The sequence below is a fragment of the Paenibacillus sp. DMB20 genome, from assembly GCF_000987955.1.
In the GTDB taxonomy this organism is placed as follows: domain Bacteria; phylum Bacillota; class Bacilli; order Paenibacillales; family Paenibacillaceae; genus Paenibacillus_AQ.
On the sequence record NZ_LAZU01000037.1, the window covers coordinates 121,343 to 140,496 of the forward strand.

General features: G+C 52.7%; 20 protein-coding genes and 2 pseudogenes. All 22 read right to left on the reverse strand.

What is annotated here, in order from left to right; genetic code table 11:
* Positions 1 to 3: 3 nt before the first annotated feature.
* The 22 genes and pseudogenes from trpA to spoIVA all read right to left on the reverse strand — a co-directional run bounded on the left by trpA (position 4) and on the right by spoIVA (position 18,994).
* Positions 4 to 828 (reverse strand): tryptophan synthase subunit alpha, encoded by an 825-nt coding sequence (trpA, locus tag XI25_RS21190; protein WP_046680122.1) that lies wholly within the window; start codon positions 826 to 828, stop codon positions 4 to 6.
* Positions 825 to 2,021, reverse strand: a complete 1,197-nt coding sequence (gene trpB, locus XI25_RS21195; RefSeq protein WP_046680123.1) for a tryptophan synthase subunit beta — start codon at positions 2,019 to 2,021, stop codon at positions 825 to 827. The genes trpA and trpB overlap by 4 nt, the downstream gene beginning before the upstream one ends.
* Positions 2,018 to 2,689 carry a phosphoribosylanthranilate isomerase gene (locus XI25_RS21200; RefSeq protein ID WP_046680124.1) on the reverse strand — a complete coding sequence of 224 codons (672 nt, stop codon included), beginning with the start codon at positions 2,687 to 2,689 and terminating at the stop codon, positions 2,018 to 2,020. The genes trpB and XI25_RS21200 overlap by 4 nt, the downstream gene beginning before the upstream one ends.
* A complete protein-coding gene (gene trpC / locus XI25_RS21205; protein ID WP_046680125.1) occupies positions 2,686 to 3,513 on the reverse strand; it encodes an indole-3-glycerol phosphate synthase TrpC in 828 nt (275 codons plus the stop codon). The genes XI25_RS21200 and trpC overlap by 4 nt, the downstream gene beginning before the upstream one ends.
* A complete protein-coding gene (gene trpD, locus XI25_RS21210) occupies positions 3,503 to 4,543 on the reverse strand; it encodes an anthranilate phosphoribosyltransferase (protein WP_046680126.1) in 1,041 nt (346 codons plus the stop codon). The genes trpC and trpD overlap by 11 nt, the downstream gene beginning before the upstream one ends.
* Before the next feature lie 24 nt (positions 4,544 to 4,567).
* Positions 4,568 to 6,120, reverse strand: a pseudogene (trpE, locus tag XI25_RS21215) (anthranilate synthase component I).
* 433 nt (positions 6,121 to 6,553) lie between these two features.
* Positions 6,554 to 6,928 carry a chorismate mutase gene (gene aroH, locus XI25_RS21220; RefSeq protein WP_046680127.1) on the reverse strand — a complete coding sequence of 125 codons (375 nt, stop codon included), beginning with the start codon at positions 6,926 to 6,928 and terminating at the stop codon, positions 6,554 to 6,556.
* A gap of 3 nt (positions 6,929 to 6,931) precedes the next feature.
* Positions 6,932 to 8,026 carry a 3-dehydroquinate synthase gene (gene aroB / locus XI25_RS21225; protein WP_046680128.1) on the reverse strand — a complete coding sequence of 365 codons (1,095 nt, stop codon included), beginning with the start codon at positions 8,024 to 8,026 and terminating at the stop codon, positions 6,932 to 6,934.
* A 2-nt stretch (positions 8,027 to 8,028) separates the two neighbouring features.
* Complete coding sequence (gene aroC, locus XI25_RS21230) at positions 8,029 to 9,198, reverse strand: chorismate synthase (protein ID WP_046680129.1); 1,170 nt, start codon at positions 9,196 to 9,198, stop codon at positions 8,029 to 8,031.
* Between the two features lie 152 nt (positions 9,199 to 9,350).
* Complete coding sequence (locus tag XI25_RS33785; protein WP_200901460.1) at positions 9,351 to 9,515, reverse strand: hypothetical protein; 165 nt, start codon at positions 9,513 to 9,515, stop codon at positions 9,351 to 9,353.
* A 74-nt stretch (positions 9,516 to 9,589) separates the two neighbouring features.
* Positions 9,590 to 10,396 (reverse strand): CheR family methyltransferase, encoded by an 807-nt coding sequence (locus tag XI25_RS21235; protein ID WP_046680130.1) that lies wholly within the window; start codon positions 10,394 to 10,396, stop codon positions 9,590 to 9,592.
* Positions 10,397 to 10,423: 27 nt separating this feature from the next.
* A complete protein-coding gene (gene ndk / locus XI25_RS21240; protein ID WP_046680131.1) occupies positions 10,424 to 10,867 on the reverse strand; it encodes a nucleoside-diphosphate kinase in 444 nt (147 codons plus the stop codon).
* Positions 10,868 to 10,952: 85 nt separating this feature from the next.
* Positions 10,953 to 11,927, reverse strand: coding sequence for a polyprenyl synthetase family protein (locus XI25_RS21245; protein WP_046680132.1), 975 nt, complete (start codon positions 11,925 to 11,927; stop codon positions 10,953 to 10,955).
* Positions 11,924 to 12,787 (reverse strand): menaquinone biosynthesis protein, encoded by an 864-nt coding sequence (locus XI25_RS21250; protein ID WP_046680133.1) that lies wholly within the window; start codon positions 12,785 to 12,787, stop codon positions 11,924 to 11,926. Before XI25_RS21250 ends, XI25_RS21245 begins: the two co-directional genes overlap by 4 nt.
* On the reverse strand, positions 12,774 to 13,388 hold the full coding sequence (locus XI25_RS21255) for a UbiX family flavin prenyltransferase (protein ID WP_046680134.1): 615 nt from the start codon (positions 13,386 to 13,388) through the stop codon (positions 12,774 to 12,776). Before XI25_RS21255 ends, XI25_RS21250 begins: the two co-directional genes overlap by 14 nt.
* Positions 13,388 to 14,260, reverse strand: a complete 873-nt coding sequence (locus XI25_RS21260; protein WP_046680135.1) for a UbiA-like polyprenyltransferase — start codon at positions 14,258 to 14,260, stop codon at positions 13,388 to 13,390. The genes XI25_RS21255 and XI25_RS21260 overlap by 1 nt, the downstream gene beginning before the upstream one ends.
* The gene (locus XI25_RS21265; RefSeq protein WP_046680136.1) at positions 14,253 to 15,008 is read right to left on the reverse strand and encodes a demethylmenaquinone methyltransferase; all 756 of its coding nucleotides are present in this window, start codon (positions 15,006 to 15,008) and stop codon (positions 14,253 to 14,255) included. Before XI25_RS21265 ends, XI25_RS21260 begins: the two co-directional genes overlap by 8 nt.
* A gap of 9 nt (positions 15,009 to 15,017) precedes the next feature.
* Positions 15,018 to 15,887, reverse strand: a complete 870-nt coding sequence (locus tag XI25_RS21270) for a heptaprenyl diphosphate synthase component 1 (RefSeq protein WP_046680137.1) — start codon at positions 15,885 to 15,887, stop codon at positions 15,018 to 15,020.
* Between the two features lie 110 nt (positions 15,888 to 15,997).
* Positions 15,998 to 16,543 carry a hypothetical protein gene (locus XI25_RS21275; RefSeq protein WP_046680138.1) on the reverse strand — a complete coding sequence of 182 codons (546 nt, stop codon included), beginning with the start codon at positions 16,541 to 16,543 and terminating at the stop codon, positions 15,998 to 16,000.
* Between the two features lie 129 nt (positions 16,544 to 16,672).
* Complete coding sequence (gene mtrB, locus XI25_RS21280) at positions 16,673 to 16,903, reverse strand: trp RNA-binding attenuation protein MtrB (protein ID WP_046680426.1); 231 nt, start codon at positions 16,901 to 16,903, stop codon at positions 16,673 to 16,675.
* 88 nt (positions 16,904 to 16,991) lie between these two features.
* Entirely contained in the window at positions 16,992 to 17,264 is a 273-nt protein-coding gene (locus XI25_RS21285) for an HU family DNA-binding protein (RefSeq protein WP_046680139.1), read from the reverse strand.
* A gap of 253 nt (positions 17,265 to 17,517) precedes the next feature.
* Positions 17,518 to 18,994 (reverse strand): annotated as a pseudogene (spoIVA, locus tag XI25_RS21290) (stage IV sporulation protein A).
* Positions 18,995 to 19,154: the final 160 nt, after the last annotated feature.

The following is a 19,154-nucleotide window of genomic DNA, read 5'->3' on the forward strand; positions in this document are numbered from 1 at the left end:
AACTCACCTTTCGTAAACTTTATTTCCTTTTAATTGTGACACAAATTGACGGATTTGCAAAAGCCCTTCGGCTTTTGACTCTTCCTGTTCCAGCAGGGGAATCACGGATTCAATCTGGCGCACGATGGCGCTGCCCACAACCACCCCGTCGCATATCCGTGAGAAGCGCGCGACCTGCTCCCGGCTGGAAATGCCGAAACCGATCGCTACCGGAACGCTGCTGTACTGTTTGACCGTCTCGATAAACGACTCGACGCCGCTGTAGAAATCCGAGCGCTCCCCGGTAACGCCCAGAGAAGACACGCAGTATATAAAACCGCTGGCATCCCGGGTAATTGTTAATATCCGTTCATGGGAAGTCGGAGCGACGAGAGGAATAAGATGCACACCCGCCTCCGACGCACGCTCACGGATTTCACCCGACTCCTCGATTGGGAGATCCGGAATAATGAGACCGCTGATATCATGGGCGACGACCTCTTCAAAAAAGCGATCCAGCCCCATTTGGAGTACCGGATTATAATAGGTGAACAATATGAACGGAAGTTCGCTCCCGGCTTTCCTAGCCTTTAAAGCTGTATCCATGCAGGTGCGTATCGTTACATTATCTTTAAGGGCCCGCTGGGATGCCCGCTGAATAACCGGGCCGTCCGCCAACGGATCGGAATAGGGAACCCCAAGTTCCACGATATCCGCTCCCGCCGCCTCCACTTCCCTGATAATGTCCAGCGTCGCATCGACATTCGGATCGCCTACGGTCAGAAAAGGGATCAGCGCAGTCTCGTTTTCTTCTTTCAAGCGTTTGAATACCGCATCTATCCGGTTCATAGCGTTTCCCCTCCCGTGTATGCCATGATGGACTCCACGTCCTTATCCCCCCTGCCGGAAAGACAAACGACGACGATATCCTCCTCGTTCCATTGCGGAGCCATTTTGATGACCTGCGCTACGGCATGGGCGGATTCCAACGCCGGGATAATTCCTTCCGTCCGGCATAGAAGCTGCAGCGCCTCCAGTGCTTCGCGATCCGTAATCGGAACATAGCGAACGCGCTCGATATCCTTCAGATAGGAATGTTCGGGACCGACCCCCGGATAATCCAGCCCGGCCGAAATCGAATGGGCTTCCTTTACCTGCCCGAAGTCGTCCTGAAGCAGATAACTCATAGAGCCTTGAAATACCCCTCTCGTCCCTTTGGTCATCGTTGCGGCATGATACTCCGTATCCACGCCCTTGCCGGCGGCCTCCACGCCAACCAGCGCCACTTCCTTATCCTCCAAGAACGGATAGAACATGCCGATCGCATTGCTTCCCCCGCCAATCGGCGCAAAGATGGTGTTCGGCAGCCGACCCTCGCTTTCCAAAATCTGCCGGCGCGTTTCGTCGCCTATAATGCGCTGGAAATTCCGTACCATCATCGGATACGGATGCGGCCCCACCGCGGATCCGAGCACGTAAAACGTATCCTCTACATTGCTGACCCAGTAACGCAAAGCCTCGTTTCCCGCATCCTTCAAAGTCCGGCTGCCGGAGGTGACGGGAACGACTTCGGCTCCCAGCATTTTCATGCGGAACACGTTCAACTGCTGCCGCTTGGTGTCTTCTTCGCCCATAAACACCTTGCATTCCAGTCCAAGCAGCGCCGCTACGGTTGCCGTTGCGACGCCGTGCTGGCCCGCTCCCGTTTCCGCAATGACCTTATGCTTGCCCATCCGCTTGGCAAGTACGCCCTGAGCGATGGCATTGTTGATTTTGTGAGCCCCCGTATGGTTCAGGTCTTCCCGCTTCAAATAGATCTTTGCCTTGCCAAGATGCTTGCTCAAACGCTCCGCATAATAAAGCGGCGTCTCTCTACCCGAATATTGTTTCAGCAAATAAGCGATTTCCTCTTTAAAAGCAGGGTCCTCCGCATAGCGTTTGTACTCCTGTTCAAGCTCAATCAGCGCGTTCATCAGCGTCTCTGGCACGAACCGTCCCCCAAATGCACCGAAACGCCCGTTTAGATCCGGAAGCTGTATCATCTATGTTTCACCCTTTCCACGAATGCTGTAACCATAGCTATATCCTTAACGCCCGGCGCGCTCTCGACTCCGCTGGAAACGTCCACGCCGTCCGGGCTGTACTTGCTTATCAGTTCTTTCAGGTTGGACGGGTTAAGCCCGCCCGCCACGAACAATGGTATGCCTTGACGCTCCGTCCAAACTTTATAGGCCGGTATGGTCTCCCAGGCAAAGGTTCGTCCCGATCCTCCCCCGTACACCGGGTCATGGGTATCCAGCAAAAGAGCATCGATCGATCCGGCGTAACGATCAAGTTCCGCAACATGCAATTCCGGTGTTCCGCTATTGACCGATACGGCCTTAAAAACGGAAACCGGGAAGTTCTCTTTCACTTCCCGGCAAAATCGCGGCGATTCTTGGCCGTGCAGCTGCACTACGTCCAGTTCAACACTCTGGAGAACTTCCCGAAGTTCCCCCAAGCCGGGGTTCACGAACACGCCTGCAGCGGACGGTCTGACTCCGTTCTTCCACTGCTTGAGCACGCCGGCAAGCTCCGAAGCCTGCTCGGGGCTTACTCGGCGGCGGCTTGCGGCAAACACGAATCCGATATAATCGACAGGTAAGTTTATCATCGATTTTAGCACTTCAACGCTTTGAAGTCCACATATTTTTACCGCGGTATCCGTCATCCCAATACCGCTCCTTTATCATTCGCCCGATCAGCGAATGCCGGTCCCATCAGGTCGGTAACCGCCCGGGCCACATCCCGCTCACGCATGAAATGTTCTCCAACGAGAACGCCGTGGGCTCCGGCGGATGCCAGATAAGAGATATCCTCGGGAGCGGATATTCCGCTTTCGCTGATGAACGTGATCCCTTCCGGAACAAATCTGCCGAGCTCACTTGTCGTGCTCAGCGCCGTCTCAAAAGTACGGAGGTTACGGTTATTGACTCCGACAAGCTTGACGCCCTCCAGCTTCAGCACTGCCTCCAACTCCTGGCGGCCATGAACCTCGATCAGGCAGTCCAGGCCGATGGAGGATGCAACAGACATAAAATGTTGGATGACCCGGGGTTCAAGAATGGCCGCGATCAGCAGAACGGCATCCGCTCCGAGCAGGCGCGCCTCATAAATTTGGGTCTCGTCAATGATAAAGTCCTTACGCAGCAAGGGAAGATTCACCGCTTCTCTTACCTTGCGCAAGTACTCTCCGCTGCCCTGGAAATAATGGACGTCGGTCAGGACCGATAGACAATCCGCTCCTGCGGCTTCATAAGCCAAAGCAATCGCCACCGGATCAAAATCCGGCCGGATCAGGCCTTTGGAGGGAGATGCCTTTTTGACCTCGGCAATCAGCCCCATAGACCGCTTGCGCCGAGCGGACAATGTTTCGGCAAACCCACGCGTGGAGGGTAGTGCGGCGATACGCTCCAATGCCCCAGCCATTGAAAAGGTTCGCTTCAGTTCGGCTACTTCTTCTCGTTTCGTATCGACAATCCGGTCAAGATACATAGTTTAGTTCCTCCGTCATATGAATTAACTGCTCCAGTTTAGCCTGCGCCGCTCCCGAATCAATCGCCTGCGCGGCTTTGCCGACGCCCTCCGCCAGACTTTCCGCCAATCCCGAAACGTAGATGCAAGCTCCCGCATTCGCAAGGACGATATCGCGATAAGCGTTTCTTTCCCCTTGCAGAACACCGTTAATGATGGACGCATTTTCTGCGGCGTCTCCCCCGAGAATGGACTGCATCGGGTGTACCGACAGTCCGAGATCGTGCGGATGGATATCGTAGGTGCGGATCACGCCTCCACGAAGTTCCGATACGCGGGTCGGCGCGGAAATGCTGATTTCGTCCAGTCCATCGTGGCTGGTTACGACCATGGCGCGTTTCAGACCAAGTTCCTTCAGCACTTCGGCGATCGTCTCCGTTTTATTCATATCGTAAATGCCGAGCAGTTGCCGGTCCGCTCCGGCCGGATTGGTCAAAGGACCCAGCATATTGAACACGGTGCGGACACCAAGCTCTTTACGGGGCGCTGCCGCGTGTTTCATCGAAGGATGGTATATTTGCGCGAACAAAAAGCATATTCCGATTTCGTCCAGACAGCGCTTGGCCTGCTCGGCCGTTAAATGAATGTTGACGCCAAGGGCTTCCAGCACATCCGCGCTTCCGGCCCGACCCGAAGCCGAGCGGTTTCCGTGTTTGGCAACCCGAACCGAAACCGATGAAGAAATGATCGCGGATGCGGTGGATATGTTAAACTTGTGTATTCCGGAACCGCCTGTTCCGCATGTATCCAGCAGCCTGCTGCGCTCCGTAACCAGGCGGCCGCCCGAGCCTCTCATCGCTTCCGCAAAGCCGGTGATTTCCTCCACGGTTTCTCCCTTGATCCGAAGCGCGGTCAGAAGAGCCCCGATCTGGGAGTGGGTCGCTTTCCCCTCCATTATGGTTTTCATGACTTCTCTGGCTTCATTTCTTTCCAGATCGCGTCCCTCGATCAGCTTCGAAAGGCTGCCGACAACAGGTTCCATCACATTCATGCAACTCTCCTCCTTCTTCCATCGTCAAGGCGTATATTCGTACAAGTAATCCTGATTGATCATGCTTTCGTTTTTCTCTTTCGAGGGAAACATGGCCTCGGCAACCCGGATAGCCTTCAGCATGCCCATTGCCTTATTTACCGTTTCCTCGTATTCCTTTTCCGGGACGGAGTCCCATACGATTCCGGCGCCGGCTTGGACGTAGGCTTTCCCTTTCCGAAAAATAATCGTCCGGATGGTAATGCAGGAATCCATATTGCCGGCAAAGCGAGATAACCGATCGCTCCCGCGTAAGCTCCCCTTGCTTCCCGTTCCAGCTCGGCAATGATTTCCATCGCTCGCAGCTTCGGGGCGCCCGATACGGTTCCGGCAGGCAGACAGGATAGAAACGCATCGAAAAAGTCCTTATCCTCCCTCAGCTTTCCGGAAACGCTCGATACCATGTGCATGACATGGGAATACCGTTCAATTTCCATGTAGGAATCGCATTTCACGCTTCCGAACTCACTGACGCGTCCGAGGTCATTCCGTCCGAGGTCAACCAGCATCAGATGCTCCGCCCGTTCTTTCTCATCCTGCAGCAGGTCCTCCGCCAGCGCTTTGTCGGCCTCCTCGTCAACTCCCCGGGGGCGCGTACCGGCGATCGGTCTGGTTTCCACTCTCCGTCCGTCCACCTTGACCAGCGCTTCCGGAGAGGTGCCGACGATGATCTCTTCATCCATTTTCAGGTAGTACATATAAGGCGACGGGTTCATCGTTCTGAGCACCCGGTAAACATGCAGCGGGGAAACCTCGGTATCCACATGGAATCTTTGGGAAAGAACCACCTGAAAAATGTCTCCCGCCCGGATGTATTCTTTGGCGCGCTCCACATTGGACATATATTTTTCTTTGGTCATATTGGACTTGATGTCGCCCGGCCCCAGATCGGAAGGAATTCCTCTGGAATTCACGTTTTCCCGAGGCCCCTGATCTTGAAGCTGTTCTGCCGTTTTCTCAAGCTTGCGGCATACCGAGTCATAGGCACGCCGGACATCCTCATCCGTATCCCCTTCCCTGACATGAACGTTGCCTATCAGAAGAATTTGCTGTTTTACGTGATCAAAGACGATAACCTGATCGCAGAACATAAACCGGATATCATCCATTTTCAGATCGTCCAGCGCGTGGGCCGGAAGCTTTTCGTAATACTGAAGCAAATCGTATCCGAAAAATCCGATAGCCCCGCCCGTAAACGGAGGCATTTCTTCCAGCTGCGGGCTGCGGTACGTCCGAAGAAGCGCCTTGAGCTCCTCCACGGGTTTTCCGGTCAATTCCCTGCGCCGGCCTTCGACCTCCACCTCAATGCAGCCTTGTTTGCCCGAGATCATGAGGAATGGATCGGTTCCGATGAAGGAATATCGTGCCCACTGCACGCCGCCCTCTACACTTTCCAATAAAAATGCTCTAGACCGCTCGGCGTATCTTTGAAACAGACGGATCGGCGTTTCCATATCGGCCAGCAAACGAACGGCTACCGGAATCAAATTGTACTGGCCGGCCAAGGATAACACCTGTTCAACGGACGGATTTGCCATTTGCCATTCCTCCTTCTCGTGTAATTTAAGTATTGAATGCAAAAAAGACCCCTACCTAAGTAGAGATCTTCATTTTGATAAGTATAAGAGGTAGTTCAAAAAGTCAACTTTTGATCACGAAGTGATTCAAAAATGCTGAAAACCCGACTTTTTGAACATGCTTTATAAGAAAGAGAGCACGGACAAGAATACAAAACGCTACGGACTTTTAGCCTACCGCCATGATAGGTACCGGTAAATCGCAATGGAATTGCACCGGTCCGGACACGATAAGGTAAACGGGTCCTCGCATATTCTCTAACCGTTATGATGTTGAATCTATGATTTCTCGCTCTGCTCTTCTCTGCTCTGGCTATACTCATCTAAACTCTACTCGGCTATTCTGATACCACTATACAGGATCACCCTTATCAAGCGCAACCCCCAAATTTCATCACGATGAAGATGCCGACAGATCCGGACGCAAACGCTGGGCCTCATTCAAATAGACGTGACGGATCTCCTTCTGGCTCTTCTCGGTATTGACTTGGACCATTAAACGGATACATTTCGGGAGACTCCCCTGTACCGGAATTTCAACGGAACACATGAGGGGTACCAGATCCCAGCCCTCAAGGCCGCGAATGGCCCTTGCCGGGAATGTCGCATCCAGGTCATGCGTCATGGTAATCCATACGCTGCAGATATCTTCCGGTTTAACATCATTCCGGTTCACGATTTCTTCCAACAGAATAACGGTTTCCTGCAAAATTTCCTGTTCATCATTACGCGTTACGGTTGTAGCGCCGCGAATGCCGCGATTCATCACCGGCTACTCCTCCTCCTTTAAACGTTCGACGACGGCACGTACGGCATCGACCGGCACATCCTTGACGATGCTCACTTTGCCGATTTCGTCGGGCACGATAAATACCATACGTCCTTCGCTAAATTTTTTGTCATGCTGCATGGCATCCATCACGTCGTCTACAGATACGTCGGAAGGCAGGCGGATGGGAAGATGCAGGGCTTTCATCATTTCCGTCGTTTCCTTGTACAAGCCGTTTTTTCTGCCTAACGATTCGGCGAGCAGCGCCGAGCCTGCCATTCCGATCGCAATCGCTTCGCCGTGCAGGAAACGCCCATAGCCGCCGACCGCCTCCACGGCATGCCCGATCGTATGACCCAGGTTTAGGATGGCTCTGAGACCGCCTTCCCGTTCATCCTGTGACACAACCTCGGCTTTAATGGCGCATCCCCGTTCAAGTCCGTAAGTTAGCTTGTCGGAGTCAAGAGCAAGAAGCTCTGCCGCATGATCGCGGCACCAATAGGCAAAATCTTTATCCAAAATAAGACCGTGCTTCACCATTTCGGACAGACCGGCAGACACCTCGCGCGGCGGCAGCGTGGCCAAGGTATCCACGTCGTACAGCACCATCACCGGCTGATGGAAGGCCCCGATCATATTTTTGGCGAGCGGATGGTTCACAGCCACCTTGCCGCCGACGCTGCTGTCGTGCGCAAGGATGGTCGTCGGAATCTGTACGAACGAGATCCCTCTCATATAAGTTGCTGCCACAAAACCTGCCAAATCCCCCACCACGCCGCCTCCCAGAGCCAAGACGGCCGAGCTGCGGTCCAGTTTCCCCCGGATGGCGGTTGTCATTACGTCCTCGTAGACGGCAAGCGACTTGGATGACTCTCCCGAAGGGACGATATGGGAAACGGTCGCATAACCTGCTTCCGCCAAACGGCGCTCGACCCTCTCCAGGTAATGCGGGGCAACCCGGTCATCCGTCACGATGAGATGGGGACTTTTTACGCTGATGCCATGCCGGGAACTCAGCTCGCCGAGGCGGGAAAGCAGCCCGGGGCCGATATATATGGGGTAGGAACGTTCGCCTAGTTCAACCTGCAGCGTTCTCATGATCAGTAATTCTCCAATTGCGCAAGATAGTTATTGTAGTTCGCCCGAATCTCTTCCATGGAATCTCCGCCGAACTTTTCAAGGAAAGCTTTCGCAACCTCCCAGGCCACGACATGCTCCATAACTACGCTTGCTGCCGGAACAGCGCAAGCATCGGAACGTTCCACTTGGGCCGTAAATGCTTCTTTCGTATCGATATCCACGCTTTGCAGCGGCTTGTACAGCGTAGGAATCGGCTTCATTACCCCCCGTACGACAATCGGCATGCCATTGGTCATACCGCCTTCAAATCCGCCGAGCCGGTTGGACGCCCGGTAATATCCGCGTTCCTCGCTGTGCATAATCTCATCATGGACCTGCGAACCTCTGAGTTCGCCCGCTTCAAAACCGATGCCGACCTCAACGCCTTTAAAGGCATTGATCGACATGACCCCCTGCGCAATTCTGCCATCCAGCTTGCGGTCGTATTGAACATGGCTGCCAAGTCCGACAGGAAGCCCTTCGACGATGCACTCCACGACTCCGCCGATGGAATCTCCTTCTTTCTTGATCAAGTCTATGTACGCTTCCATCTTCTTTTCGGTCTCTTTATCGACGACCCGAACCGAAGATTGCTCGGTAAGCTCGATTAGCTCATCGACCGACAGCTGATGCGGAGGAGCCTCAATCTCGCCGATCCGTCTTACCTGTCCGGCGATTTTGACTCCGAACTGTTCGAGAAATTGGCGGGCGATCGCCCCGCAGGCGACACGAACGGTCGTTTCGCGCGCGCTCGAGCGTTCAAGCACGTTGCGAAGGTCTTTCAGGTTATATTTTAAACCGCCGTTCAAATCCGCATGGCCCGGACGCGGACGGTGTACCCGGCGCTTCTCTTCATCCGAGCCTTCAATCGGCTCCACGTTCATGATATTGCGCCAGTGGGTCCAATCCTTGTTCTCCACCACAAGGGCAACCGGAGCACCCGTTGTGTAACCGTGGCGCACGCCGCCGACAATTTGAGCGGTATCCTTCTCGATCTGCATCCGGCGGCCGCGGCCATAACCCTTTTGTCTCCGGTGCAGCTGGAAATTAAGTGCTTCGAAATCCAGTTTCAGATTGCTTGGCAGTCCTTCAATAATCGCCGTAAGCTGAGGACCGTGTGTCTCCCCCGCAGTCAAAAAACGTAAACTCATCAAACGCTCCCCCTTTAAAATTTAGGACTGTAAATCGCTAAAATCCGCATTTATCTTCTGATCATTATAGTATAGCTCACCCTCTTTGACAAGAAAGGAGAACGCATGAGAAAGCGCCCCCCTGGTCTGCATGGGGAGCGCTGAGCTAAACGCTATTTGATGTGCCGCACCGGACGGTTCCAGTGGCTGCTTCCGCTGTGCGGCTCTTTAGAGAGCAGAATTCGCAGCTGCAGGCTTTCGAGTCCGAGAAGCTGACCGCATTCCTGAACGCTGAACAGCCCTCTCCGATAGGCCTCGATGACCTTACGTTTATCCATTGGCTGACCTCCACTTAAGTGCTGGACCGTACCGATTCTATTATCGGTTTCCAGACGCCGTAATATGCAGAGGATCAGCTTCTTAACTTTCGGTAAAAGAAAGTTTCCGCCGTTTCCAAGCCGTATTGGGCAGGATTAAAGATTTGTTCCGTGCTTCCGACAAAAAGCACGCCGCCGGGACGAAGGCTTCCCGCAAATTTATGATAAAGCTTATGTTTGGCCTCTTCCGTAAAGTAAATCATGACGTTGCGGCAAACAATGAGATCAAAACCGGTTTCAAAACGGTCGGTAAGCAGATTCTGCTTCTGAAACCGGATCTCTTTTTTCAACGGTTCGCTAAAACGGTACATCATGCCCTCTTCCGTAAAATAGCGCGCCGCCACGTCCTTGGGTACGTCCTTTAGCGACCGTTCCAAATACAATCCCTGCTTCGCCTTGGCCAAGGCACCTTCGTCTATATCCGTTGCCAAAATGGTGCTGGACCCAAGGAGTTTCTTTTCCGCCAAAATCATGGCGAGCGTATACGGCTCTTCTCCGGTGGAGCAGGCGGCGCTCCAAAACTTCAGCCTGGCACTGCCATTCCCGACAAGCTCCGGAAGCACCCGGTCCTTCAACACATCCCAGCGGTTAGGATTGCGCCAAAACTCGGACACGTTAATCGTCATGCGGTCCAAAAATTCCTGAAACAACCCCTTGTCCTTCATCATGCCCTCATAAAAAGACGAAAAGGTCGAATATCCGTATTTCAGGCGCAATGTCGTCAGCCTGCGCTTCATCTGGGTTTCCTTATAATCGGCAAGGTTAATCCCCGTGCTGGCCTCCACGCTTCGAACAAACCCGATATAATCCTTATCCCGTCCTAATAATTCATGTTCCGTCATTGTACCATCCTGTTATGAAAAGATTAGTTAAATCCAAGGAGTAATGCTCTTCTCGTACCGGACCAGCTCGTCCTCGCTGAAGAAGTTGAAAATTTCGCGTTCCGCGCTTTCCGGCGAATCCGAACCGTGAATCAGGTTATGGGGCGTATGCGCCGCGAAATCCCCGCGGATCGTACCGGGAAGCGCTTCCTTTACATTCGTTTTGCCGATCACCTGACGGGATAGCGCAATAATGTCGTCCCCTTCCCATACCATGGCAAAGACCGGCCCTGACGTAATAAAGCTTACCAGACTACCGAAAAAATCCTTTCCGTCGTGCTCGGCATAGTGACGCTTGGCCTGCTCGTCCGAAACTTGAAGAAATTTGCCCGCAACCAATTTAAAACCCTTGTCCTCCAGCCGGCTTACGATCCTTCCGATCAATCCACGCTGGACACCATCCGGTTTAACCATTAAAAAAGTACGTTCCATTGGCTTCATCACTCTCCATTTTTGATCCATGTGATGTTACATTCTTCAAACGTAGTTTACCAGAAAGGTTCTTCCAGATTAAAGTCTAATATGAACGCTTTGTAACAAAATGTGCAATATCTTTCAATTGTTTCTTGGTTTTGATGTCCGGGAGGGTCTCCAGAGCATCCAGTGCCTTAGATATATATCGGTCTGCCAGCGCTTCGGATTGAGCGATTCCGGAACTTTCCTTTATCAAGGAGACCGCTTTGCCGACATCGCACTGTCCGTTCAAGGAATGGATCCGTTCGATTTCCTCCAATAGCGGCTTCCTGATTTTGTGATCCTGAAGCGCATAGATGACGGGCAGGGTGATGTTCCCTTGCCGCATATCGCTGCCGGGAGGTTTGCCGATCTGCTTCTCGGTTCCGCACAAATCAAGCAAATCGTCCTGAATCTGAAAAGCCATCCCGACATTGTATCCGAAGCGGTACATGCTGTTTGCAATGTTCCTTTCCGCGTTCGCCGCCAGCGCGCCCAGTTGACAGCTGACCGCGATAAGCAGCGAGGTCTTGCGCCGGATTCGAAGCAGATAGCGTCTAACATCCTGATCCGTATTGAAAAAATCACGGATTTGCTCCATTTCCCCGATCGACATCTCCACCATCGATTTGGCCAGGATCCGGTGAATTTCCGGATTTTCCAGATTCGTCGTGAGCATCAGGGCCTTGCCATAGATATAATCGCCGGTATACATGGCCACGCGGTTATCCCACTTCGATTTCACCGTGGGCTTGCCCCTTCTCGTATCGGCATCGTCGATGACGTCATCATGAACGAGCGAGGCGCTGTGAATCAGCTCCAGCGGAACGGCCACGTACTTGAGCTTGTGAACGTCATAGTCTCCGAACTTCCCGCCCATGAGCACAAAGACCGGACGCAGGCGCTTGCCCCCGGCCTTCAGGAGATGAAGCGAGGTTTCGGTCAGCTGCGGGTCATCCCCCTCTATGCTCCGGTAAAGTTCTCTTTCTATGATATCCATGTCTTTTTTGAGCGCTCCGAAAATGTCGAGTCGTTTCATTCCTTCACCTGCATCCGAATAGTGTCACTCCATAACTCCGGGACCACATCCTGGGATAGCAGTCCGAGCTCGTAAGCATATTTAAAATACAACCGAAGCCCTTCCCGTTTACGGTCATCAAAATCATAACAAAGGTTTGTAAAGTACCCTTTCCAATAGGGTTCGGTTCCCCCGATGGTCGATACCGCAGCATTTACGATCGGACGAAGATCGGAGAGACTCCGCCGCTTGCTGTCCTCAAACAGGGCGGCGATATCCGCCATATCCCCCGGGCGTTCCGCAGCCGCCCCTCGGTTAACCGCCCATACGGCAAACGTCATGCTGTAGCCCGTCCATTCCTTCCACCACTTGGACAGGTCAGTCACATGATAATCCCGGTTGTGCCAGGAGGCACGAATGGCGTTGTCGCCAATGAGGAGAGCAGCATCGGCCGATTCCATCATCGCCTCGAGATCCGGCTCCATCGTTATGTATGCCGGAGAGCCTCCAAGCGCTTTTTGCATCAAAATTTTCAACAGGTTTACGGATGTCGCCGAGGTATTCGTCAGAGCGATCGTTCCGCCCGCCAGCGTCTCCACCGGCCCCCGGGAGAACAGCAGTATCGACTTGACCTCGCCGTCGGCGCTCACGGATAGATCAGGCAGCAGCAATAGTCTGTCCGCCGCCTCGGCATAAGAAAACGATGAAATGGCGCCGATTTGGATGTTCCCTTTTTTCATGCCCTCATTTAAAACCGCCGGGACTTCCGTGACCATTTCAGCGGGAAAATCAAGTTTTCCCGGGTCGACGTAATAAAACAAGGGCCATGCATTGGTATAACTGATTTTGCCGATCACGGTCTTCCGGTCATTGTTCGGCATGTTCGTCACCCCATCTTTTAAAAAGTCGGTGTTCGATACGCAGGCTGTCCAGCACTTTTCCGACAAGAAAGTTGACGATATCGTCCAGATTTTGAGGATGATAATAAAATGCGGGCATCGCCGGGATGATTTTCACTCCCAGCTTGGACAGGGCAAGCATATTCTCCAGATGAATGGCGTGCAGCGGCGTTTCCCTCGGAACGAGCACGAGCGGACGACCTTCCTTCAGCATGACATCCGCGGCCCTTGCCATCAGATTGTCCGATGAGCCGTGGGCAACGGAGGATAAGGTTCCCATGGAACAAGGCATGATAATCATGCCCTCCACCAGGTAGGAACCGCTGGCTATGCTGGCGCCGATATCCCCGATGGGGTGATAAAACACGCGGCCCGATCTGCCGCCGAACTTTTCCTTCAGGGTCTCTTCCCGGTTGGCCGCCTGCCAGCCCAGCTCCTCCTTCAGCACGCGCCACCCGGCGTTCGAAATAACCAGATGCACGTCGTAGCCGATGGAGAGCAGCGTTTCCGTCAGCCGGACCCCGTAAATGCAGCCGCTTGCGCCCGTTATCCCGACAACCCAGCTTTTTTTGCGATTCTCCATCAGAGGTAGCTCACCACCCGATCAATCAGCGTAAACACGAACAGGATAATGCTGAGCGTGCTGTTCATCGTAAAAAAGGCGGTTTGCAGACGGCTCATATCATTCGGCGACAATATGAAATGCTGATAGAACAGGATGCCGCAGGCGATCAGCATGCCCGCGAGATACCACCAGCCAAGCGGCGTTACGAAGAATAGAATGATAAATCCGGATGCCGTAACGACATGAAAAGCTCGCGCGAACCAGAGTGCTTTCTTCAACCCGAAACGTGCGGGAATGGAGTACAGCCCTTCCTTGCTGTCAAACTCCTGGTCCTGGCATGCATAAACGATATCGAAGCCTGCGGTCCAAAACGCAAGAGCGACATAAAACACCAGCGCTTTCCAGTCCACCTGTCCGGTAACGGCTACCCAGCCGCCTAAAGGAGCGAGGGCGACCGTCAATCCCAGCACGACATGGCACAGCCACGTAAAACGCTTGGTATAGGAATAAATAACCAAAAGGAAAATGGCGATCGGCAGGAGCCGGAAAGCAAACGGATCCAACTCGGCAGTAGCCCAGAAAAATACGGCAAAGGATACGATAATAAAAATAATGACTTCCATCGGCTTTAATAGACCTGCGGGAATCGCCCGCCCTGCCGTACGCGGGTTTTTGGCGTCTATGTACTGGTCGGCCAGGCGATTGAGGCCGAAGGCCGCGCTCCGGGCTCCGAACATGGCCAGGAAGATCCAGCCGATATCCCACCAAGAGGGAAGCGAGTCAAAAACGACGGCCGATCCCAAAATCGCGCCCATAAAAGCGAAAGGCAGAGCAAACAGCGTGTGCTCCACTTTAATCATTTCTAAATAAATACCTATTTTCTTAAACATCCGTCTTCTCCTTGATCCCAATATGCAAGGCTGCGATGCCGCCGGTCAAGGGGAAGGCTTCCACTCGGGCAAGCCCAATGTTACGAAAAACATCCTCCAGCTCTTTCCTGCCAGGAAACAGCTTAAGGGACTCCGGCAGCCATTTGTACTGCTCGTAACGCTTGGCTACCAGCTTGGCCATCAGAGGCAGCAATTGTTGAAAGTAAAAATAATATATTCCCTTGAAGGGCTGCCAGGTCGGCTTGGACAGCTCCAGGCAAACAACCATGCCGCCGGGTTTAACCACCCGTTTCATCTCTTTTAAAACCTGGACATAGTCGGGCACATTCCGAAGTCCAAAGCCGATCGTCGCATAATCAAAGCTGTTATCCTCAAAGGGCAGGCTCATCGCATTGCCCTGAACCAGTTCGATTTGCGCATCCAGCCCCTCCTTGAGAACCTTCTGCTTGCCGACGTTCAGCATGCCTTCGCTAAAATCAAGGCCGGTAATGCGGCCGGTCTCGCTTGCACGCGCCATGCTGATGGTCCAGTCGCATGTGCCGCAGCACAGATCGACCGCGGTATCCCCGGGCTTCATATTCATTTTTTTCATCGTAAACTTGCGCCATCCCTTATGTTGTCTGAAGCTAAGGAGGTCGTTCATCATGTCGTATTTGACCGCGATGCTCTCAAATACGGAATGCACGTGCTGTTCTTTCGGCTGGCTCGCCCCGTTGCCGGCTGCCGTTTTTGCCGCATTGTTTTCCATCTATGTCCCCTACCCTTCTCTTACGGCCGACCGGCATGAGCTGAGCCGATGAATGAAAGGATCAAGCAGTTGCCCCATCTGGGCAGCCGTCACCTCTCCGTTAAAAACCGGCAGCAGCGTCTGAATGCTCCCTACGGACTGGCGGAGCTTGTCCATCAGGCTATCGACAGCCTTATGTTTCAGCATCAGCTTCTTCAAATCTTTCGGGTCGATTTTCTTTGCCGTCAGCATTCTTTTCTCTTCTTCCGAGCCTCGTTCCAGCATATACCAGTAGCTGTAGCCGTTTCGGACCTCTTCCGGACACCCTGAACGGTGCGCCTCCCGAACAACCGTCTCGCACTGGGTGAACTCGCGCAGCAGCGTCTTCCATGTTTCCCGTACCGACGACTCGATCATCGGAGTAAAAGAAAGGAACAGCTGCATATTCAGCTGTACCGTGTGGCGTAAATATTCTTCTGCCGAAAGGACCATGTTCTTCATCTTGCCGTACAGATTCATTTTCAGCACATTTACGTCACTGACCGCCTTGCTCAGCAGCGAAATCCCTTCAATATCGCCATTCTGGGCCAGCAGATAATAAAATCGGCTGCTGAAATAATCGCCGGCGAGCACCTTCAGTTGTCGGGAACGCATCTGCGTCTCCCCCTGGTTGCCGGCTGAGGTGTCTATACTTTCATGCGTATCGAGTCCAACCTGAACCAATGAAGTTACCAGCGCATAAAGTTCATCACGTTCCGATACACTCCGCCCGGAGTTTTGTAAAAATATGTATAACAAATGAACGCGGGCATCCGGAAATTCCGGAAGTTGCGTATGGTTTTGAATCATGTCGTATTGAAAATACTTTCGAGCTATCTCGGGAACGCGATACGGTTTCATTCTCAGCCTCCGTGCACTTGATGTTCTATGTTCGGTTGTGCTCATAATCCAATTTATTATAACACATCATTTAAGCACGTACATGCCTGTGTGTAAGTATTTTACCCCATTCATTCGCGGCTGAACTGCTTCAGCCATAGATTTGTCTGCGTGAGACGGTATGCCTGGACCATACGCTCCGGGAACGGCTCATCTTTCATTCCCCTCAACTCCTCCAGCAGTCCGGGGTCCCATTCCCCGCGGCTGACATTTGCGGCCAGAAGAAGGTAGCGTGCACCCGTCCACTGATCCACGGCCATGAATCTCAAATACAGCTGATCCACGTTCGCTTTATCCACAAAGCTGAAGGTCAGCATCTCGGCAAGATCCTTGTACACGGTTTGGACGGTTACGGGTTCCTCCGTAACTTTTAAATCGACGGATAACGTGCCGTCGTCCCAGTCAGCCTGGCTGATATGAAGCTTTAAAGGCAGTCCGCTCAGATCATCCACCAGACTCGAGTCCGACAGCACGGTTTCATCAGCGGGGTTGAACGCCGCAACCGAGCTTTTCCTTAACGAACCGTTGTTGTAGTACAGGCTGGAGATCAATGCCATTAAAATAACGGTTGCCGCAGCGGGAATTCCCAAACCCCATAACGATTTGAAACGCCTCATAAGTTCAGCCCCCTAATTTATAATGCAAAAAGGCGGATTTTTCAAAAGTCGACCTCTTTGCATTATCTCTAATAGTTTCATCCAGCCTGGCCGTTCTCCATACCTTATTTTACAAATAAAAAAAGCAGGCTATGCCTGCTTTTCCACACCCGATTCGATATTGCCATGCTTTGTCATCACTTCGGCCCTGCCGCGGATTTTAACTGCGGACGTATGATCCGTAAACTGGGCGATGATGATCTCGCCCTTATCAAGCTTTTCGGTGTGATGGAAACGCGTGTCCTGACCGCGGGTCAAACCGATTACCTGCACGCCGTTTTCCAGAGCCTTCACGACAAAAAAAGTCGCCATTTTGAACATCACCCATAACCGCTGCCTCCCCGTCTGAAAAGAAAAGGCCGTGAACGGATTCACGGGCCTCTGCCTTTTAGGTAATATGTAGAAATCTTTATTTGATTCCGTCTTTGAGCGCTTTACCAGGTTTAAATGCAGGAATTTTGCTCGCAGGGATTTCGATTTCTTCACCTGTTTGAGGGTTGCGGCCTTTGCGTGCGGAACGCTCGCGAACCTCGAAATTTCCAAAACCAACCAGTTGGACTTTGTCTCCGTTTTGCAAAGCTTCGGAAATGGCCTCAAAAACGGCGTCAACCGCTTTTGTCGCGTCCTTCTTGGAAAGCTCTGTGGATTCAGCTACCTGAGCAATCAGATCCGATTTATTCATTCTTTCACCTCCCTGAAAATGGGTGTTCCTTGATATTCACTGTTTCCGTTTTACCGCAAAATATACGTACACCGGGCATTTAATGCCCCTTACAGCATTCTGATGCATGACGCGGAACAAATTTATAGTAATACAGCCCAATCATAATTTCAAGCGTTTTACCTGCGGAAAGACGCCAAAACAGGAAAAAACAACCGAAACCGGCTTTGGGTTGCCGGTTTCGGTTGTTTATTTTTGCACCCGTCAGTTATCACTAAAGAATAATGGCGATGAGCGCCCGACCCTTCGTTGATGATACGGCCAAGTGTTTCCTGTAACTTGTAGCGGGCGTTGTCCGGCATCATGGCGATTTTGCCCTGAATGCCCTCCCTTACGATGGAGTGAAGCGAGCGTCCGAATATATCGGATTCCCATATCTTGATCGGATCGTTTTCGAAATCCTGCATGAGATACCTTACCAGTTCCTCGCTCTGCTTCTCGGTCCCGATGATCGGGGAGAACTCGGATTCCACGTCGACCCGGATCATGTGGATCGATGGAGCCGTAGCTTTCAACCGAACGCCGAACCTTGTGCCTTGACGGATGAGCTCAGGTTCATCCAGCGCCATCTCGGCTAGGGACGGCGCGGCAATTCCGTATCCGGTCGTCTTGACCATCTCAAGCGCCTCCGCAAAACGATCGTACTCCCGTTTCGCATGAGCGAACTCCTGCATCAATTGCAGCAGATGGTCCTTCCCGCGAATTTCCACCCCGACCACTTCCATCAGGATCCGGTCGTACAGTTCATCCGGAGCGAAGAGATCGATTTCCGCCACGCCCTGCCCCATGTTCATTCCGCTAAGGCCGGCGCGGTCGATAAAGTCGTATTCCATAAACTGGCTGACCACGCGATCCACATCGCGAAGCCTGCGGATATCCTTCACCGTATCGCGTACGGAGTTTTCGTAATTGCTGCGGAGCCAGTGATTCTCGTTTAATACCATAACCCAGCTCGGAAGGTTAACATTCACTTCATGAACAGGGAATTCGTACAATACTTCACGGAGCACGCCCGTGACGTCGTCTTCCGTCATGCTGGCCGCACTGAGCGTCATTACCGGGATATCATACTTGGCTGCCAGCTCGCTGCGAAGCTGCAGGGCTTCATCGCTCTTCGGACGCGTGGAGTTGATGACCACGACAAACGGTTTGCCGACCTCTTTTAACTCGGCGATCACCCGCTCTTCCGCTTCCACATAAGAGCTTCTTGGAATTTCCGCGATCGTGCCGTCTGTCGTTACGACCACGCCGAGCGTGGAATGCTCCTGAATAACCTTGCGCGTACCGATTTCCGCCGCTTCCTGGAAAGGAATCGGCTCTTCAAACCATGGCGTGGAAATCATCCGCGGCCCGTTCTCGTCTTCGTAGCCCTTGGCTCCTTCGACGGCATAGCCGACGCAATCCACCAGCCTCACGTTTACTTCCAAGCCTTCCGTAACCTTGATTTGCACCGCGTTGTTCGGTACGAATTTAGGTTCCGTCGTCATAATCGTCTTTCCGGCGGCGCTCTGCGGCAGTTCGTCGACCGCCCTTACGCGGTCGGCTTCGTTCGTAATGTTCGGAAGCACGACCGTTTCCATGAACCGCTTGATGAAGGTTGATTTTCCCGTCCGGACAGCACCGACGACACCCAAGTATATGTCCCCTCCGGTTCGTTCGGCAATGTCCTTAAAAATGTCCACTTTTTCCAAAAGAGATCCCCTCCTCAAATTACTCCGAAGGAAAAATGCTTTAAGAGCATCCGCTTCGTGTTCCATCTCACAGCCAAAGCCATTGCAACATTTGAGCAGCCTTTACCTGCCGCCAGCAGTCCGCCGCCGGTATCCGAATGAGACATGGGAAACGGCAAAG

Excerpts from the sequence above, each read along its gene's own strand:
- trpA (WP_046680122.1), bottom strand. The coding sequence starts at position 828 with ATGAACCGGATAGATGCGGTATTCAAACGCTTGAAAGAAGAAAACGAG.
- trpB (WP_046680123.1), bottom strand. The coding sequence starts at position 2,021 with ATGATACAGCTTCCGGATCTAAACGGGCGTTTCGGTGCATTTGGGGGA.
- XI25_RS21200 (WP_046680124.1), bottom strand. The coding sequence starts at position 2,689 with ATGACGGATACCGCGGTAAAAATATGTGGACTTCAAAGCGTTGAAGTG.
- trpC (WP_046680125.1), bottom strand. The coding sequence starts at position 3,513 with ATGTATCTTGACCGGATTGTCGATACGAAACGAGAAGAAGTAGCCGAA.
- trpD (WP_046680126.1), bottom strand. The coding sequence starts at position 4,543 with ATGAATGTGATGGAACCTGTTGTCGGCAGCCTTTCGAAGCTGATCGAG.
- aroB (WP_046680128.1), bottom strand. The coding sequence starts at position 8,026 with ATGAGAACGCTGCAGGTTGAACTAGGCGAACGTTCCTACCCCATATAT.
- aroC (WP_046680129.1), bottom strand. The coding sequence starts at position 9,198 with ATGAGTTTACGTTTTTTGACTGCGGGGGAGACACACGGTCCTCAGCTT.
- XI25_RS33785 (WP_200901460.1), bottom strand. The coding sequence starts at position 9,515 with ATGGATAAACGTAAGGTCATCGAGGCCTATCGGAGAGGGCTGTTCAGC.
- XI25_RS21235 (WP_046680130.1), bottom strand. The coding sequence starts at position 10,396 with ATGACGGAACATGAATTATTAGGACGGGATAAGGATTATATCGGGTTT.
- ndk (WP_046680131.1), bottom strand. The coding sequence starts at position 10,867 with ATGGAACGTACTTTTTTAATGGTTAAACCGGATGGTGTCCAGCGTGGA.
- XI25_RS21245 (WP_046680132.1), bottom strand. The coding sequence starts at position 11,927 with ATGAAACGACTCGACATTTTCGGAGCGCTCAAAAAAGACATGGATATC.
- XI25_RS21250 (WP_046680133.1), bottom strand. The coding sequence starts at position 12,787 with ATGCCGAACAATGACCGGAAGACCGTGATCGGCAAAATCAGTTATACC.
- XI25_RS21255 (WP_046680134.1), bottom strand. The coding sequence starts at position 13,388 with ATGGAGAATCGCAAAAAAAGCTGGGTTGTCGGGATAACGGGCGCAAGC.
- XI25_RS21260 (WP_046680135.1), bottom strand. The coding sequence starts at position 14,260 with ATGTTTAAGAAAATAGGTATTTATTTAGAAATGATTAAAGTGGAGCAC.
- XI25_RS21265 (WP_046680136.1), bottom strand. The coding sequence starts at position 15,008 with ATGGAAAACAATGCGGCAAAAACGGCAGCCGGCAACGGGGCGAGCCAG.
- XI25_RS21270 (WP_046680137.1), bottom strand. The coding sequence starts at position 15,887 with ATGAAACCGTATCGCGTTCCCGAGATAGCTCGAAAGTATTTTCAATAC.
- XI25_RS21275 (WP_046680138.1), bottom strand. The coding sequence starts at position 16,543 with ATGAGGCGTTTCAAATCGTTATGGGGTTTGGGAATTCCCGCTGCGGCA.
- mtrB (WP_046680426.1), bottom strand. The coding sequence starts at position 16,903 with ATGTTCAAAATGGCGACTTTTTTTGTCGTGAAGGCTCTGGAAAACGGC.
- XI25_RS21285 (WP_046680139.1), bottom strand. The coding sequence starts at position 17,264 with ATGAATAAATCGGATCTGATTGCTCAGGTAGCTGAATCCACAGAGCTT.